The sequence below is a fragment of the Candidatus Hadarchaeales archaeon genome, from assembly GCA_038823825.1.
Classification (GTDB): Archaea; Hadarchaeota; Hadarchaeia; order Hadarchaeales; family Hadarchaeaceae; genus JAVZGN01.
In genome coordinates, this window is record JAWBCC010000001.1 from 1 (window position 1) to 16,941 (window position 16,941).

At 45.4% G+C, this 16,941-nt stretch carries 14 protein-coding genes; 4 read left to right on the forward strand and 10 right to left on the reverse strand.

Translation table 11 applies throughout. The annotated features are described in order from the left end of the window. The coding region (locus QXF64_00005; protein MEM1688882.1) for a hypothetical protein at positions 1-779 on the forward strand (779 nt) is incomplete at its 5' end. Between the two features lie 16 nt (positions 780-795). Here the strand turns inward: QXF64_00005 and guaA are convergent. Then, on the reverse strand, positions 796-1,728 hold the full coding sequence (gene guaA / locus QXF64_00010) for a glutamine-hydrolyzing GMP synthase (GenBank protein ID MEM1688883.1): 933 nt from the start codon (positions 1,726-1,728) through the stop codon (positions 796-798). 74 nt (positions 1,729-1,802) lie between these two features. Here guaA and guaB point away from each other — a divergent pair, with 74 nt between their 5' ends. Further along, positions 1,803-3,257: an IMP dehydrogenase gene (gene guaB / locus QXF64_00015; GenBank protein ID MEM1688884.1), complete on the forward strand. Its 1,455-nt coding sequence runs from the start codon at positions 1,803-1,805 to the stop codon at positions 3,255-3,257. Here the strand turns inward: guaB and purH are convergent. Genes purH through QXF64_00060 form a run of 9 tightly spaced genes read right to left on the reverse strand, consistent with a single transcriptional unit; the run spans position 3,254 to position 12,155 of the window. Then, entirely contained in the window at positions 3,254-4,777 is a 1,524-nt protein-coding gene (gene purH / locus QXF64_00020) for a bifunctional phosphoribosylaminoimidazolecarboxamide formyltransferase/IMP cyclohydrolase (protein ID MEM1688885.1), read from the reverse strand. The two genes, guaB and purH, sit on opposite strands and share 4 nt — an antisense overlap. After that, the gene (gene pyrG / locus QXF64_00025) at positions 4,774-6,384 is read right to left on the reverse strand and encodes a CTP synthase (glutamine hydrolyzing) (GenBank protein MEM1688886.1); all 1,611 of its coding nucleotides are present in this window, start codon (positions 6,382-6,384) and stop codon (positions 4,774-4,776) included. The genes purH and pyrG overlap by 4 nt, the downstream gene beginning before the upstream one ends. A gap of 4 nt (positions 6,385-6,388) precedes the next feature. After that, positions 6,389-7,315: a dihydroorotate dehydrogenase gene (locus QXF64_00030; protein MEM1688887.1), complete on the reverse strand. Its 927-nt coding sequence runs from the start codon at positions 7,313-7,315 to the stop codon at positions 6,389-6,391. After that, a complete protein-coding gene (locus tag QXF64_00035) occupies positions 7,272-8,582 on the reverse strand; it encodes a dihydroorotase family protein (GenBank protein ID MEM1688888.1) in 1,311 nt (436 codons plus the stop codon). Before QXF64_00035 ends, QXF64_00030 begins: the two co-directional genes overlap by 44 nt. Next, on the reverse strand, positions 8,543-9,367 hold the full coding sequence (locus QXF64_00040; GenBank protein ID MEM1688889.1) for a dihydroorotate dehydrogenase electron transfer subunit: 825 nt from the start codon (positions 9,365-9,367) through the stop codon (positions 8,543-8,545). The genes QXF64_00035 and QXF64_00040 overlap by 40 nt, the downstream gene beginning before the upstream one ends. Further along, positions 9,364-9,858: an aspartate carbamoyltransferase regulatory subunit gene (pyrI, locus tag QXF64_00045; protein ID MEM1688890.1), complete on the reverse strand. Its 495-nt coding sequence runs from the start codon at positions 9,856-9,858 to the stop codon at positions 9,364-9,366. The genes QXF64_00040 and pyrI overlap by 4 nt, the downstream gene beginning before the upstream one ends. Beyond that, positions 9,855-10,778, reverse strand: coding sequence for an aspartate carbamoyltransferase (pyrB, locus tag QXF64_00050; GenBank protein ID MEM1688891.1), 924 nt, complete (start codon positions 10,776-10,778; stop codon positions 9,855-9,857). Before pyrB ends, pyrI begins: the two co-directional genes overlap by 4 nt. Continuing rightward, positions 10,757-11,374, reverse strand: coding sequence for an orotate phosphoribosyltransferase (pyrE, locus tag QXF64_00055; GenBank protein MEM1688892.1), 618 nt, complete (start codon positions 11,372-11,374; stop codon positions 10,757-10,759). The genes pyrB and pyrE overlap by 22 nt, the downstream gene beginning before the upstream one ends. Then, a complete protein-coding gene (locus QXF64_00060) occupies positions 11,361-12,155 on the reverse strand; it encodes an orotidine 5'-phosphate decarboxylase / HUMPS family protein (GenBank protein ID MEM1688893.1) in 795 nt (264 codons plus the stop codon). Before QXF64_00060 ends, pyrE begins: the two co-directional genes overlap by 14 nt. Positions 12,156-12,273: 118 nt before the next feature. On the opposite strand from QXF64_00060, the gene QXF64_00065 reads away from it, so the two are divergent. Further along, on the forward strand, positions 12,274-12,768 hold the full coding sequence (locus tag QXF64_00065) for a hypothetical protein (protein ID MEM1688894.1): 495 nt from the start codon (positions 12,274-12,276) through the stop codon (positions 12,766-12,768). 72 nt (positions 12,769-12,840) lie between these two features. Beyond that, positions 12,841-16,941 carry a DNRLRE domain-containing protein gene (locus QXF64_00070; GenBank protein MEM1688895.1) on the forward strand — a complete coding sequence of 1,367 codons (4,101 nt, stop codon included), beginning with the start codon at positions 12,841-12,843 and terminating at the stop codon, positions 16,939-16,941.

A 16,941-nucleotide genomic window follows, 5' to 3' on the forward strand; every position in this document is an offset into this window, starting at 1 on the left:
TTTCCGAGAACAGGTGGGAAAATGTTTCGAGTTTTCCCGCAACAGTAACAAACGCGAACGATAGACTTGCTTTCGACGGTACGTATTTGTATATGATTAGAGGAGCGACCGATAGCAGTTTCTGGAGGTATCGAGCAACGATTCTAGAGCCAACTTACTCCAATAATGCACGTTTCAGCTACACTTGGTTAGCGAACAAGAGTAACGGGACATGGGAATTCTCATGCCCAACTGGATCGCCATACATAGATCCCGCGGGGAGTTCAATGGTCGAAAACTCGCAAACAAAATCGTACATAACAACTTTCAAAGTAAGAGTGGCCAAAACAGCTGTTCCTGGAAGCTGGGATATTGCCGTTAGGGTTACAGACAAATTTGGTCTACAATCCGAGCTGAAGAGGACGGATGCAATAATAATGGCTGTTTATCTAGAAATGTCTGTTGACAAAAGCACGCTCACTTTCAGTGGTAAGCAGGGTGAAAGTGTTTATGCGAGCGAGAGTCCTATAACTGCAACAGTGACGGCAAACGAGAACTTCTACTTAGAAGTCAAAGCAGCAGGTGACTGGGTGAAGGGTGCTGACACGATGCCTGCGAGCGCAACGAAGGCGAAGGGAGAAGGAGATTGGGTGGCTCTGAGTACGACTTACCAAGCAGTCTGGAGCAATGTCTCCTACGGTGAAGATGTTCAGAAGCAGATTCAGTGGAGACTCGACATACCTGCCGACGCAGTTCCAGGAGACTACACGAACACATTCTACTTGCGGATTAAAACTTAGCGAATAGAGATTCTCACTACTCAAACTCTATTGTGGCGGGCGGTTTCCCAGTCAGGTCGTAGAGAACATGTGTAACTGAGGGCAGCCTTTCTCTGATCTTTTTCTCAATCCTTTGCAAAACTTTCCAGGGCAGTTCAACGGCTTGAGCCTCCATCGCATCTTTCGATTGTACAACTCTCACAACGATGATATCCCCATACTTACGTCCTTTCTTTGTGACGCCGGTGGCCTTGTCGTTAAGCAGGATGGCAAAGGCTTGGAAGCAATCAATTTCTTTTGTTTCCTCCTCCACAACGGCTGTAGCTTCGCGAACAATCTCAACTCTTTCTGGTGTCACTTCTCCTATGACTCTTATCGCCAGACCTGGTCCGGGGAATGGTCTGCGGTTCACGACTTCATTGGGGAGTCCAAGAGCTTTGGCGATTTCTCTAACCTGTGGTTTGAAGAGATCCTTCAGGGGCTCAAGCACCACGAAACCATACTTTTCCAAGGGGGAGATCCCTATCTGTTCAAGAACATTATGCTGAGTTTTTACACCCTTGCGGGTTTCGATCACATCTGCTGCTATGGTTCCCTGCAACAGATATTTTGCACCCAATTCCTTCGAGATTTCCGCAAAAGTTGTGTAGAAAGTTTCCCTGAAAGCTTTCCTCTTTTCTTCCGGGTCAGTTTTACCCTTTAGGGCAGAAAAAAATTTGTCCTTCACATCATAAATTTTAAGTTTGATCCCCAATGAAGCCAAAGTCTTCTTTACTTGTTCTGGTTCCTTTTTTCTCATCAATCCGTCATCCAAAAAAACGACGCTGAGCTTTTCCCCGAGGGCTTTATGTCCAAGGACAGCAGTAGTCATACTGTCCACGCCGCCCGACGTGGCAACAACAGCTTTATCCTCTCCAACCGTTCTTCTGATCCACTCCTTCTTTTCCTCTATGAACCTCACAGCATCCATTTGACTCTAGAAGTATTGGAAAGCATCCTTTTTAACCTTTTGCTGAGAAGTTTTCATAAAATAAGGTGGTAAAGATGGGGAAGTTCACCGAAAAGCTCAAAATGGCCGGGGTGGCTGTCACTTTCCGTGATGTCATCCTTCTGCCTGGTCTGGCGGAAGTTGAGCCTGCCGAAGTGGATGTAAGCACAAAAGTTTCGAAGAATTATAAACTAAACATCCCATTCGTCTCCTCTCCGATGGACACCGTTACAGAAAGCGAGATGGCGATCGCCATAGCCAGAGAAGGAGGTTTAGGAGTTTTGCATCGCAACTGCTCCGTGGAAGAGCAGGTGGAAATGGCGAAAAGGGTGAAACGCGCTGAAGCACTGATAATTCGAGACGTTGTTACGGTATCTCCGGATCAAACTGTTGCAGAGGCCGTTGAACTTATGAGAATTCATCAAATTTCCGGGCTGCCTGTTGTAGAGGGTAGGAAACTTGTCGGGATAATCACCGGGCGGGATGTGAGGTTCGCCGATGCTCATCTTAAAGTTCGCGATGTTATGACGAAGGATGTGATTACAGCGGGGGAGGACATCGACATCGAAAAGGCCAAGGAAATTTTGCACAGGCACCGGATAGAAAAGCTCCCCATAGTTAACGAGAGTGGAGAGCTAAAAGGTTTGATAACGTTTAAGGATATCTCACTTCGAGGCAAATATCCGAACGCAGCACGCGATGAAGAAGGACAGCTTCTCTGTGCAGCAGCGATTTCTCCCTTCGACATAGAACGGGCAAAAAAACTGGATAAATATGTCGATATCCTAGTGACCGATGTTGCCCATTTCCACAATGTGCGAGTTATCCAAGCAACGAAGAAGCTTCTTCAAGAGGTGAACGCCGATGTGATAGTAGGAAACATTGGAACATATGAAGCCGCCGTGGACACGATTACACAACTCGAAGGGGTGGCGGGTTTACGCGTTGGAGTAGGCTCTGGTTCGATATGCGTAACGTCGGAGGTGACAAAAGCTGGAGCGCCAACACTTTTTGCTGTAGCTCAAATCGCTGATGCTTTGGCGGATTATGGCTGCGATATACCGGTGATTGCCGATGGTGGTGTGAGAGGACCAGGCGATGCTGCTCTAGCTCTAGCAGCAGGAGCTTCTGCGGTTATGGCCGGGAATCTCTTTGCGAGATGTAAAGAAGCGCCTGGCACCTTGATGGCAATTGGTGGGAGATATTACAAACAATATCGTGGAATGGGCAGCCCCTCCGCCTTGGCGAAAAGATACTCATTAGACCGCTACAGCATGCCAGCAAAGGGAATAGCGGAAGGGGTAGAGGGATGGGTTCCTTACAGGGGTGAGGTGAGCACAGTTCTCAAGGAACTTTGTGATGGTCTACGCGCAGCGATGGGTTATGCTGGCGCAAAAAACATCAGGGATCTGTGGGCAAAAGCAAGGTTTGGTCTACTAACCGCAGCCGGAATCGAGGAGACGAAGCCCCACGATATTCTGCTTCCTAGCGAGTCCATCGAAAAACTCTAATGTCTGAAATGCCTGATTCCGGTGAAAACCATCGAAATTCCCAGATCATCTGCTGCATCTATTATCTGCTGATCTCTAATAGAGCCTCCCGGCTGTATGATCGCAGTTACTCCAGCCTCCGCTGCTTTCTGAACGGTATCTGGAAACGGGATAAAGCCATCGGAGGCAAGAACACTCCCCTTGCTTCTCTCTCCAGCTTTTCTTATCGCAATCTCCGTAGAATCTACTCTACTCATCTGTCCGGCTCCGATTCCAACCGTTTGTTTATCTTTTGCCAAGACGATGGCATTTGATTTTACATGTTTGACGACTTTCCAAGCAAAAAGCAAGTCTTCAAGTTCTTTAGTTCCAGGTTTCTTTTTTGTTACAACTTTTAACTCCTCTGGTTTTAAGTCGACCAGATCTTCATCCTGAACAAGCAGCCCTCCAGAAATCTGTCTTATCCCAATGCGCTCGAAATCTCCGCTAACCCGAAGCACCCGCAAGTTTGGCTTTTTCTCTAAAATCTTCAAAGCTTCTTTGTCGTAATCCGGTGCGCATAGAACCTCAAGAAAGACAGAGATTATTTTTTCGGCAAGTGGAGGAGTCACTTTTCCATTCACGGCAACTATTCCGCCATAAGCCGATACTGGATCACACTCGTACGCTTTGGAATATGCTTCTTGCAGATCTGAAGCGCAAGCAACACCACAGGGGTTCCCATGTTTTATTATCACAGCCGCGGGTTCTTTGAATTCGTTCACAAGTTTCCAGCCGGCTTCTGCATCTAGCAGATTGTTGTATGAAAGTTCTTTCCCCTGTAAAAATTCGGCGTTTGCGATACCTTTTTTACTCCCATCAGAATACAAGACACCTCTCTGGTGGGGGTTTTCTCCATATCTTAACATCGCGATTTTCCTATAAGAAAGGTTGAAGATTTCGGGAAAATCTCCATATTCAAAAACGCTCCCCAAGTAGTTCGAGATAATCGCATCATATCTCGCTGTGTGCAAGAATGCCTTGACCGCGAGCATCTCCCTAGTTTTTTCGCTCAGTTCACCGGTGTTTCTGATTTCTTCTAAAATTTTTGGGTAATCTTCTGGATCCACGATGACTCCAACATATTTATAATTTTTTGCAGCAGAACGCACCATAGCTGGTCCACCTATGTCGATATTCTCAATAGCCTCTTCCAGACTTGCCCCTTTTGCGACGACTTCCTCAAAAGGATAGAGATTGACCACCACTAGGTCAATTGGTTCTATTCCCTGCTCTCGTATTTGCCGAATGTGTTCATCTTTATCTCTGATGGCAAGAATTCCGCCATGAATTTTCGGATGGAGGGTTTTTACCCTTCCATCCAGCATTTCTGGGAATTTTGTAATTTCTGAAACCTCAAGTACTCTGATCCCATTTTCTCTCAGCAATTTTGCAGTTCGTCCTGTGGATATTATCTCTATTCCGAGCTTTTGCAGTTCCTTACAAAAGTCAACAATCCCCGTCTTGTTGTAGACGCTTACAAGTGCACGTTTTATCTTCATGTTGTTCTCCTCTTTTCTTCGCGTTTTTCTATCGCCGCCTTGATGAATGCATCAAAAACTGGAGCCGGCTTACCGGGCCTAGATTTGAACTCAGGATGGAATTGTGTAGCAATGAAGAAACAATGGTTTGGAAGCTCGATTATCTCCGCTTTACCATCTGGAGTCTTTCCAGAGAAAATGATTCCGCCCTTTTCAAGAATCTCGAAATATGCGGGATTGACCTCGTATCTATGTCTATGCCTCTCGAATATTCTATCTTTCCCATAGATCTTGAAAGCAAGTGTTCCAGGCTTCACCAAAACCTCTTGAGCTCCGAGCCTCATAGTCCCCCCCATCTCAGTGATCTTCTTTTGTTCAGGCAGGAGATCGATGACGGGGTGAGGAGTGTTCGGGTCGATTTCGGTGCTGTTCGCGTCTTTCAGTCCAATGTGACGTGCAAACTCTACAATGGCTAATTGAAACCCGAAGCAGAGACCCAAAAATGGTATGTTTTTCTCTCTCGCATATGAGATAGCTGAAATTTTGCCTTCGGACCCCCGCTTCCCGAAACCCCCCGGAACCAGTATTCCGTCATATTCTGCTAAAATCTTCTCTGGATTCGCCGTTTCAAGTTCCTCAGCCTCGATCCAGTTTATTTTCACCTTGCAGTTGTTTATCCCACCAGCATGTTTAAGTGCTTCATTTATGCTTAGATAAGTATCCGCAAATCGGACATATTTCCCGATCATAGCAATCATAACTTCTTTATCAGCTCTATCCATCTGTTCCACAATTCTTTTCCATTCGGTGAGATCCTCGCTCCTAGACCTCAGAGATAAAAGCCTAAGCAAAAGATTATCCATCCTCTCTTCCTTCAAAATAAGCGGAACGGCGTAGATATTGTCAACATCCGGTGCGCTAACGACAGCATCGGGGGGCACATTGCAGAAAAGCGAGATCTTCCTTCTGGCCTCCTTCGTGAGGGGAGTTTTACATCTGCAAACTATTATGTCTGGCATTATTCCAAGCTCACGCAACTCTTTCACACTATGTTGCGTAGGTTTTGTCTTTTGTTCGCCGACCACATCCAAAACCGGCACTAGGGTAACATGAACAAAAACAACATTGGTTGATCCCTCTTCGAGTCTCATCTGCCTGACAGCTTCGAGAAACGGCATGCTCTCGATATCTCCAACCGTTCCCCCGATTTCGACCAAACAAATCTCAGCCCCGCTGTCCCCCGCAACTCTTCTTATTCTTTCTTTGATGAGATCTGTCACGTGAGGAATTATCTGCACCGTCTTTCCGAGATATTCCCCCTTTCTCTCCCTCTCTATAATTTTTCCATAGATCTGCCCCGTCGTTATGTTGTGATGCTTTGTAAGATTGATATTCAAAAATCTTTCGTAGTGACCCATATCGAGGTCTATTTCTCCACCGTCCTCGGTTACAAATATCTCTCCATGCTCAAAGGGATTCATCGTTCCAGCGTCGACATTCAGATAGGGGTCAATTTTTATTGCAGTTACAGAAAAGCCGTGCGATTGAAGAAGCTTTCCGATGGATGCTGTTGTTATTCCTTTTCCAAGTCCGCTCATTACCCCTCCGGTAACTACTATGTACTTCATGGTCCTACACCCTCAGTTTTTCTATCGCACTTATATTCTTGAGCCCTAGGTTTTCCAGATATTTTTCAATGCCTCTGCAGATTTCCCTAAAGATCGAAAGGCCCTTTACTGCTATGGCAGACCCTACCTGAACGGCGGTAGCTCCGGCCAAGATGAATTCTACAGCATCTTCCCATGTTTCTACTCCACCACAACCAACTATCGGTATGGAAAGCCGTTTGTGAAGTTGATGGACGCATCTCAACGCTATCGGATGAATAGCCGGGCCGGAAAGCCCCCCATAGATTTCCGAAAGAATTGGACTTCTCGTGTGCACGTCTATAGCCATGCCGGTAATAGTGTTTATCGCAACCACACCATCGGCTCCGGCTTTCTGGGCAGACTCTCCGACTTCAACTAATCTGTCGGTCAAGCCAAGTTTGACGAAAACCGGGATAGTGACGTTATCCTTAACCCTTCGGACTATTCTTTTAACAACTTCTGGTTCTCGGCCGAATTCGAGTCCTCCTCTTTTGACGTTTGGGCAGGAAAGATTTAGTTCAACAGCATCGGCCCCGCAATCATCAGCCGCTCCGCATATTTTGACGAATTCGTTTTCGCTGAATCCGGCCACACTGACGATTACTGGAACTCCTCCTTCTTTCGCTATCGGAAGATCATATGACAAGAAATCTATGTAACCAGGGTTTGCGATTCCGATGTTATTAAGAAATCCGCCCCGCACTCCTATTACGGCTGGTGTATTGCTTCCTTCCCGTTTTTCCACAGTTAGACTTTTTGTCACAACTGCTCCGGCGCCAGCCAGTGCTGCCTGTTTCAAAAGAGGACCGTTTGAGAGGATTCCTGCTGCCAACATGATCGGATTCCGCAACTTCAATCTGCCAATCTTAACCGAAAGTTTTGACATTTCTTCCCCATCCTCTTCTTCCAACTATTTCTCTCTCAAACATTACTAACTTTCCTCTCACGAGTGTGGCGATAGGAACGCCGATGACCTTCGTTCCTGCGAACGGACTGAACTTTGCCTTACTGATGAAATTTGAAGGATCGATTTTCCACTCTTTTTCCAGATCCACCACGGTGAGATTTGCGGTCATTCCCTCCTTGATTTCTCCAAAGTGCTTCAGTCCAAGAATTCTGGCAGGCCTGCTCGAGCATGTTCTGACAAAATCCTCCAGTCGCAACATGTCTTTCTTTACCATAGTGAGCAAAAGCGGAACCGTTGTCTCAAGTGAAGGAAATCCGGATGCTGGTGGGTCTGCCAGTTTTTCTTCTAACGAATGTGGCGCATGATCTGATGTTACACAGTCTATAACTCCCTTCTGTAGTTTCTCCAGTAGAAATTTTCTGTCTCTCTCGCTTCTGAGTGAAGGTTCAACTCGTGCGATTTTTCCTATTTTTTCAACGTCCTTTTCCGTAAGCAGAAGATAGTGTGGACAAGTATCACCGGTGAGCGGTAACAGACTTTTCTTTTTCGAGAAAATCTCCGCCCCTCTGGTAGACGAGATATGTGTGACATGCAACTTAAATCCAACTTTTCTGGAGAGCTCGGTTATATCCTCAATCGCCCCGGCTTCAGCCTCAGGTAGTCTTATTGGACCGAATTTAGTGTGTCTAACAGGTTCTGGTCTCTCCGCATGCGCAACCACTAGCATGTTCTTTCTTGAAGCGAAATCCAAGATTTTTCTCATCAGCTCATGGTTTTCTTGTGAATAGAATTCTCTATGCATGAAAATCTTTAGACCAATCGCCAAATCTACAACTTCTTCCGTCAAATGTTCAAGTTTTTTTGGAACTCCATAATACAGTCCGTAGTCAACAAAGCTTTTTTTCCTAGCGATTTTTTCTCTCTTTCTTAGCACCGAAGGTTTATTGATCGGAGGTATGGTGTTTGGCATATCGCACACGACTGTAAATCCGCCCATCGCCGCAGCCATCGTACCGGTTTCAAAGTCTTCTTTATAGTCGAGTTTAAAATCTCTAAGATGAACATGCATATCGATTAGTCCAGGTAAAATAAGGTTTCCCTTTCTCCGGAAATCTAACTTTTCCTCACCTTCAAGGTTCTTCCTGATTCTGGCGATTTTTCCATTTTCTATGAGGATGCTGCCGTCGATTATTTTGGTAGATGTGTAGATTTTGCCGCTGACTACGAGGCTCAGATTGGCACCCTCCTTCCAGCAGCATCTCTGGAGAATCTGCCGAAATCCGTGTTTAAAAGTTCCCTAGCGCAGAAGACCGGACCGTCTATGCACACCCTTAATCCGACTGGGTCGAGAACGCAGGAGCCGCATATTCCAAATCCACACTTCATATATCTCTCTAAGGAAGCCTGTACATGGATGCCCTTTTTCAGTGCGATTTCTAAAATTTTTTTCATCATCATTTCAGGTCCACAAGTTAGCACGCATTCAGGTTTGATTTTGTTCAAAAGATTCTCGAACAGCTCGGTTACGAGCCCTTTATATCCAGCGGAACCATCTTCTGTGGCGACTTCGACTTTCGCTCCGAGTTTTTTAGCTTCATGAATGAAGAGAAGCTCTTCAGATTTTTTTGCTCCGACCACATACCAACACTCACCCCGATTTTCTCTGATAGACTTTAGAGCATAGATAAGAGGAGAAGCTCCGTATCCTCCCGCGACTAGCATTACTTTTTTGTAACCGTTCAGCGAAAAACCACGTCCGAATGGGCCACGCAAAAGCAAAATATCGCCTTTTTTAAGGTTCATCATAAGCTCAGTGGTTTTCCCGACAGCAGCGACAGTTAGTCTCAATATGTTTTGCTCGAAACCGGATGCGGAGATAGGGATCTCTTCCCCTCCGGGAGCCCAGATCATAAAAAACTGCCCCGGCGAGGGTTTTTGTCCAGCGTATTGTAAGTAAAAAGACTTGATGTTTGAAGCTTCTTCCTTCACACGTTTTATTTTGCAGGCTCTGGGTGCGAATTGCAGATAAGGATCAACGTTTTTCAATTCTCTCACCGCTTAGCAGCAGCTCGCGAGTATTGTTCGATTATGTCATTCTGATTTACGTATGTGCCGCAATACTCGCAGCACAAAACTAGTGGTTCACTCGAAACTACCTTAAAAGTAGGAACCACTGGTTCTCCCTGCTTGTTTGTTATACAATTTGGATTTACGCATGTCACGATTTCCTTTATTATGCTTGGAAGTTTCACCTTCGTTTTTTTCACCACGGAATAGTCTCTAATTGTATTTATCGTTGCCTCGGGCGCCAGAAGAGCAATTTTATCTACTTCTTTCGGGTCTAATTCCCGATTTTCTATTTTTACAATGTCTTTTTTTCCAATTTTTTTACTTCTGACATTCATGAGAAGAGCCACGGTATATCCTTCTTCTCCAGTTATTCCAAGAATTTTTAGGACGTTCAGCGCCTGTCCTCCAGGAATGTGATCTATTACGGTACCATTTTTTATTCTCCTGACTATGAGTTTGTTTCCTTCCTCTTTCATTTTTCTCCCTCGAGCAAAAGATACAACAAAGCCATTCTTACTGGAACCCCATTTGCTGCTTGTTGGAAATATCTCGCAGATTTATGAGTATCAACTTCAAGAGCTATTTCACCAACTCTGGGCAGCGGGTGCATTATTATCATTCCATCTTTTGCGTTTTTGATGGTCTCCAAATCCACCCTATATGAACCCTTGACCTTTTCGTATTCCGCAGGATCCGGAAACCTTTCACGCTGTATTCTCGTCACATATAGAACATCTGTCTCTTGTATAATGTCTTGGAGATTTTCTCTTATTTCAAAATTCACCCCAGATTTTGTGAGGTGCTCTTCGAGTTCCTTTCTGGGTTTGAGCAACGGCGGAGACACGAGATATATTTTTCTCGGTTTGAATTTTGTCAAAGCGTAAAGAAATGATGCGACAGCTCTTCCATATCTCAGATCCCCCATCAATACGAAGTTCAGTCCATCGATCCTTCCGAATTCTTTCCAGACGGTGTAAAGATCGACCATCGCTTGTGTTGGATGATTTTTTGTACCATCTCCTGCGTTTATCACAGGAGCGTCAGCGATTTCAGCAGCAAGTTTCGCCGCACCTTCCACTTTATGTCGAATTGCGATGACATCCGCATAAGCATCCAGCATTCTGATGGTATCAGCCAAGTTTTCCCCCTTCGCAATCGAAGTCGCCTCTATATCTGTAAATCCAATAACGGAGCCGCCAAGCTTGTGCATTGCCGTCTCAAAACTTAACTTCGTTCTAGTGCTAGGTTCAAAAAAGGCATTGGCGAGAATTTTTCCTTTTAACACAGAGCTTCCTTTTTTCATGGTTTTTTCCATTTTTTTCGAAACCTCAAATATTTTCTTGAGTTCGGCATCGCTGAAATCCAGTATGGAAATCACATCTCTGTTTTTGAACATCTCCTCTCCTCCAGATATCTCATTACGAGTTCATAATTCTCTCGTCCCATGCTTCCAAGTAAATAGAGTCTAGAAAATATCTCACTTACCTTGGATAAGGAAACGAGCGTTATTCCTTCTTTTTTGAGATTTTGTTCGGCTCCTTCTTCTCTATCCACAAACACAACGGCGTATCTCAAAATTCCGCCTTTTTCTTTAATCGAGAGAGCGGCTTTCAACAAGCTTTCTCCAGTGGTAGCCACATCGTCAACCAGGATAACCCTATTTCCAGGTTCCAATTCACCCTCGATCTCGCTCTCGGTCCCATGGGTCTTTTTTTCTTTTCTGACGTAAATCAGGGGTTTTTTCAGTTTGTAAGCAACAATTGTGGCAATTGGTATGCCCGCGGTTGCGACACCAGCGACTCTGTCAAACTCCCCCAGCGTTTTTATAATTTCTACGTAATCATTCGTAATCTCGTCGAAGATGGCTGGGTAAGAAATAATCTTTCTCAGGTTGATATAGTATGGGCTGATTCTACCTGAAGAAAGCCTAAACTCGCCAGTCATAATACATCCGAGCTCGGCTAGCTTTAAGTAAATTTCATCTCTTGGCATTCCTGATCGCCTCCAAGATCTCTTTTGCTTTCTTAGCTGGTTCGGAACTCTCAGTTATCGACCTGCCTATTATCTCAAAGTCCGATCCGGCGACTATTGCTGATCCGAATGGAGTACCCTGAGCTCCGACCCCCGGCGAAAAAATCGGCTTATCAAACATCTTCCTAGCCTTCCTAATGATGTCTGGTCTGCTTGCAGGAAGCACGAAGCCATCGACTCCTGCAGAGTCGGCAATCAGAAGGAGTTTCAAAAAGTTCTTGTTGAGGAAATCGTTCGCTCCTGCATGACTCATCGCGCATAGCCCCAAAACTCCTCTATCCTTCTTTTTTGCCAATTTCACTACCGGGATCAAACCATCTTTGGCTCCTATGGCGGCGTGAGCGATTATTCCGTCAAAACCGGCATCGAAGAGCAACCCCGCCGTCAGCACGTTTATGTGCCCAATGTCCGCCATCTTCGTGTCGCAGATGAAGAAGTACCTTTTGGTATGCTCTCTTGTCAGCCGTTTTATTCCGTCAAGTCCCAACGAAAGCAGAAGTGGTAAACCGATTTTGATTCCGGATACATAGTCTTCTAACTCCAATAGCAGAGCTTCAAGTTTTTTCAGAGATTCTTTTTTGTTGCAAAAGGATTCGGTGTAGTCTGGCAAAAAATCGAGAGCTAAAACAATCGGAGTTCCCTTCTTTTCGCGCAACGTCTCTATTTTTTTATGGAATTTTTCACTCACAAGCCCTTCCTTATCTACATCCACGAAAGATAAAAGCGTGTCGAGTCTAGGCATATATAAGCATATTTGTGTACAGGGAACGGATTATTAACCTTTCGCAAATTTTCGAAAAACTCCGAGTTTAGAGTTTCTTTTTAAGGACAACTAAGAGAAGTTGTTCTGAGGTGAAAAAATGCAGTTTAGGAATGGAAGAACTCTGACGAGAGCCGGTTGGATAGCAGTCATCGCCCTGATTGCAAGCGTAGGACTGGCCGTCGCTGCGCTTAGATTAACCGTGAGGTTTGGAGCCACGGTAGTTTCTGCGCCAATAACATGGCAGTTTATCGGAGTTGATAACTCGGAAAATATACCGATTCCGGATGGCGGAGAGACAACGTTCTGGATAAGCTTCACGAACCAGTCTGGTAGGTTCCAGGGAGTTGCAGTTTACTCAACAGTGTTTGACGTAAGCGGAGGTAAGGTCTGGTCAGGTCTCTATGATAATGCCACAGGAAACGAGCTACCGGACTCGGATTATGGTGCCAACTACAAGAGGCTAGATCTTAACGCTGGGCAAACAAGAGTGGTCAAAGTGGTTCTGGCTGATGTCAATGCTAATCCAGGCGACTACTGGATCTGGGGTCTAAATACTGGCTTCTCGTTGTTCTTGGACAACATTGTTCTGTAGAGAGGGGGGATCAGGTCTTCGGTCCCTCCCATTATTTTTATTTTTTTAACGGGGAGAAAAGAGAGGGGACAAATGAAAAATGTTTGGAAAATAATCCCATCCGTGTTGGTAATACTGTTTGTGGTCTCTTTATGTGCTGGACTTTTTCGTCTTACCGTGAAATTCGGAGCAATGGTTGTTGGCGGTTTACCAGGAATTCTGCGATATGACGATTTCAACGATGGTGTCCTAGGCACGAACCTTGGTGGGGGTGCCGGCGCAATGTCATACGATGGGGCCCACGACCCCAGCCTGAGTTTTGTTTCTGGTTATGAAGGCACCTATGCGCTTAAAATTTCGTACAGCGTTCCAGTCGGACAATGGTGTGGTTACTGGAGTTTTTTCCTCGCGAGTCAGAAAGGATATGATATCGGCATGTTTACGGACATAAGGATGTGGGTAAAAGGTGAGAATGGAGGAGAAAACTTCAAAATAGAACTTAAGGATGAATTCGGCACTGTTAGGACAGTTTACATTTCAATGGTCCCTGGTTTTGAGTCCGGTCTGAGCACTAGTTGGCGGGAGCTTGTTATACCTCTCTACAACTTTCCGGATTTAAACCTCTATTACGTGAAACAAGTCAACATCATCTTTGACACTTATCCATATTCTGGGACGATATATATTGACAACATTGTCTTTACGCAGTTTTCACCATACACCCCCTCTCCAATTGGTCTAGTTTTTGATGATTTTAACGGTGGTCTTGGCCCAAACAGGCTCGGCGGATCCAACGGAACAATGGATCCAAACCCAGGCGATCCAACCGAATGGATAACAGCATCGTATGTTACAGATTCCTATGAGGGACTTGGAGCTCTAAAATTAACATACAACCGAGGCGCGGCGAGTTGGGTGGGATACTGGAGTTTCATGAGACCCGATCAGACTGGGTACGACGTCTCGGATTATGAAAATCTCTGTATGTGGGTGAAGGGAGCGAGTGGAGGGGAAAGATTCAAAGTAGAACTAAAAGATACATCCAACAACACGAGTTCAATATATGTTACTGTTCCAGGAACAACCTATCAGAAGATATCGATACCGCTATCAGATTTCACCGGCCTCGATCTGAAAAATCTCAGACAAGTGAATATAGTCTTCGACACCTCGCCGAACAGTGGCACGGTTTACATAGATTTGGTTCTCTTCGAGTGGGATGTTTACAAAGAGGCTCAGAAAAGAGCCTTCCTCTATTTCTGGAGGGAGATGAACCCTCAGACCGGGTTGGTCCCGGACAAGAATAGAGATAAAATGGCAAGCATCGCAGCAACTGGATTTGGCCTTTCAGCAATATGCGTAGGAGAAAGCAGAGGTTGGATATCCAGACAAGAAGCGATGGAAAGAGTGCTAAAAGCGTTGAGATTTCTCAGAGACAATGCGGAAAAGGTTAACGGAATGCCCTACCACTTCCTGCACGTTGACAACGGTTCTCGTTTCGGAACTTCAGAGATTTCCATAATCGATACGGCTATGCTAATGGCTGGTGTGCTCCATGTGGCTGAACATTTCAAAGAAAACCAACAAATTGTTTCATTGGCCGAGGAGATCTTCAATGCAGTTGATTGGTATTGGTTTGTCAGACCAAGTGGAACATTTGATGCAGCTTGGTCTCCAGAGATCGGATTTTACGGGGAAAGATTTGGTTATGACGAGTACATCCTAGCCGGGATAATCGGTCTGGGTTCCTCAACGAAGCCACTTCCAAGAAGCAGTTGGGATGTCTGGAGATCGGGATACAAGTGGGCTTCTTATGAAAATTACACTTTCCTCTGTCCAGGCGGTTACATGAGACCGACTTCTTACTTGTATCACTTTCCGGCCTCTTGGATAGATTTCAGGAATAAACACGATAACTATGTCGATTACTGGGACACGATGGTAAACGCTCTCTTGGCCAACCGTGAATATTGTAGAGACTGGGCTGAAAACTATCCAGAGTATGACGACAATCTCTGGGGATGGAATGCCTGTGAGGGGCCTGAGGGATATCTCGGCTGGGATCCATTCCGTGGAACAATAGCACCCTCTGCTGTTGTAGGCTCGGTTCCATTCTTCCCAGATTTTGCAGTTCCAGATGTCCGCTATATTTACGAACATTACGGGGAGAACATATGGGGCATCTACGGCTTCAAGGATTCAATGGATTCGGGCTATAACTCCGGTCGAGGCTGGTTCTGCGAGAACTTCGTCGGAATAAACAAAGGTCCGGAAGTTCTATTACCAGAAGCCTACATTAGCGGTCTAGTATGGAAGGAGATGATGAACAATTTCTACATCTTGGAGGGTCTCAGAAAAGCGGGCTTCGTCTGGCGTATATATCCGAGTGATGACACATTTGTTGACAATGTATATCCAAACACAAATTATGGTCAGCAAAGCCAACTCAAAATCGAGAATAGTTCCTCTTCAATCAAACTCACGTACATGAAGTTTGATCTTTCTGGTTTACCATCAACCTTTGGAATCGGCGAGGCTAGGCTCAACTTATTTGTCTACGAGAACGCTCAAGCATACGTAATCGCATACGGGGTGGAAAACGATGCTTGGACGGAAAACAGTTTGGTTTGGAACAATCGTCCGCCCTATGGAGAAATCATCGACAATGTTCAATGCGAGAACGGATGGATTTCTCTAGATGTTACCCAATGGGCAAGAGCGCAGTTCAACATTGACCGAAAGCTTTCGCTTGTACTCGCGATAAGTCAGGGCTCGGCAAGTTTCAGATCTGAGGAATATATGGAGAACAGGTCTCAGAGGCCTTATCTCGGAGTAAAGCTCGCCTCAACAAGAACGGTAACGGAAAGACTTCTCCCAATCGAAGACACGTATACGGATTACGAGAAGCGGAACACTCCGATGGGGGAAAATAATCCGAAAAGATTGGCCGTAAGTGGAGTTTCAGGATACTATCGCAGATCATATCTCAAATTTGATATGTCTAGTTTACCGAAGGAGGCGAAGATTTCAGAAGCGAGGTTGTGGGTTTATGCCAGAGAAATAATTAATCCTGGCAACCAGGTCAAAGTTGTTTACGCGTGTAGACTTGAAAATGACAACTGGAAAGAGACAACATTGACCTGGAACACGCAGCCTGAGAACGGGCCAGTGATTAGCGAGAATTCGATTTCAACCACCGGTTGGATTTCGTGGGACGTGACGGCTTGGGTACAGAATCAGATGAGTGTGGATAACATTGTGTCTATCATTCTTAGAACAATTGAACCGGCTAACACGGTTGAACCCTGGTTTGAATCAAAGGAAGAAGTTTTAGGCCACATACCATTCCTGGAGATAAAATACTACGAACTACGTGGAGCGCCGGTCCTCCTATCGCCCGAGAACAATGCAACGACTTTTGACAACACCCCGACCTTCACTTGGATTCCCGGTGGAGGAGCAGAATCTCACATTCTGCAAATAGACAACGATCCGGACTTCAGCTCCCCAGTCTATGAAAATAGAAACCTTGCAGGAAACGCTAATCAGTGCACCATCGAAAACGAACTCGCACAGGACAATTACTATTGGCGGGTCGGAGCAGTTTTTGAGGGAACAACAGTTTGGTCAGAATCTAGAAGACTACAAGTTCTGCGCAGCATGACACTGGTCATCTATCCATCAGCTGATGCCAAAGTAGAAAGTAGTTCACCTGACACAAACTATGGAAACGAAACTCATATCGCTGCAGCCGCACCCAATCCGAGTTTCTATAGAAGATCCTTCTTGAAATTTGATCTTTCTTCCATCCCGAGCGGTGGCTCGATTATTGATGCAAAACTCTATCTTTACAAGTATGGTGAGGGAGGAACAGAACCGGGAGACACGAACAGAAATGTTGGAGTCTACCGTGTCGATAACGACGACTGGTCAGAATCGGTGATAACTTGGAACAACCAGCCAGCAATAGGCTCACTCGAGAATTATATTTACACACCAACTTCGACCGGCTTCTGGGAGGTCTGGAACATCACAAATTGGGCGGACAACCAGTACAAGGGTGATAGAATTCTTTCGATTGCTATTAGAATGGTTGATGAGAGAAGTGACTGGAACAGCGCGGAGCCATATTGGTATTCAAAGGAGTGGGGCACTCCCTCTCAGCGGCCATATTTGGTTGTGACTGTTAGTTAG

Bases quoted from the DNA above. Each gene is read 5' to 3' on its own strand.
- guaB (MEM1688884.1), top strand. From the start codon at position 1,803: ATGGGGAAGTTCACCGAAAAGCTCAAAATGGCCGGGGTGGCTGTCACT.
- purH (MEM1688885.1), bottom strand. From the start codon at position 4,777: ATGAAGATAAAACGTGCACTTGTAAGCGTCTACAACAAGACGGGGATT.
- pyrI (MEM1688890.1), bottom strand. From the start codon at position 9,858: ATGAAAGAGGAAGGAAACAAACTCATAGTCAGGAGAATAAAAAATGGT.
- guaA (MEM1688883.1), bottom strand. From the start codon at position 1,728: ATGGATGCTGTGAGGTTCATAGAGGAAAAGAAGGAGTGGATCAGAAGA.
- QXF64_00060 (MEM1688893.1), bottom strand. From the start codon at position 12,155: ATGCCTAGACTCGACACGCTTTTATCTTTCGTGGATGTAGATAAGGAA.
- QXF64_00065 (MEM1688894.1), top strand. From the start codon at position 12,274: ATGCAGTTTAGGAATGGAAGAACTCTGACGAGAGCCGGTTGGATAGCA.
- pyrE (MEM1688892.1), bottom strand. From the start codon at position 11,374: ATGCCAAGAGATGAAATTTACTTAAAGCTAGCCGAGCTCGGATGTATT.
- pyrB (MEM1688891.1), bottom strand. From the start codon at position 10,778: ATGTTCAAAAACAGAGATGTGATTTCCATACTGGATTTCAGCGATGCC.
- QXF64_00070 (MEM1688895.1), top strand. From the start codon at position 12,841: ATGAAAAATGTTTGGAAAATAATCCCATCCGTGTTGGTAATACTGTTT.
- pyrG (MEM1688886.1), bottom strand. From the start codon at position 6,384: ATGAAGTACATAGTAGTTACCGGAGGGGTAATGAGCGGACTTGGAAAA.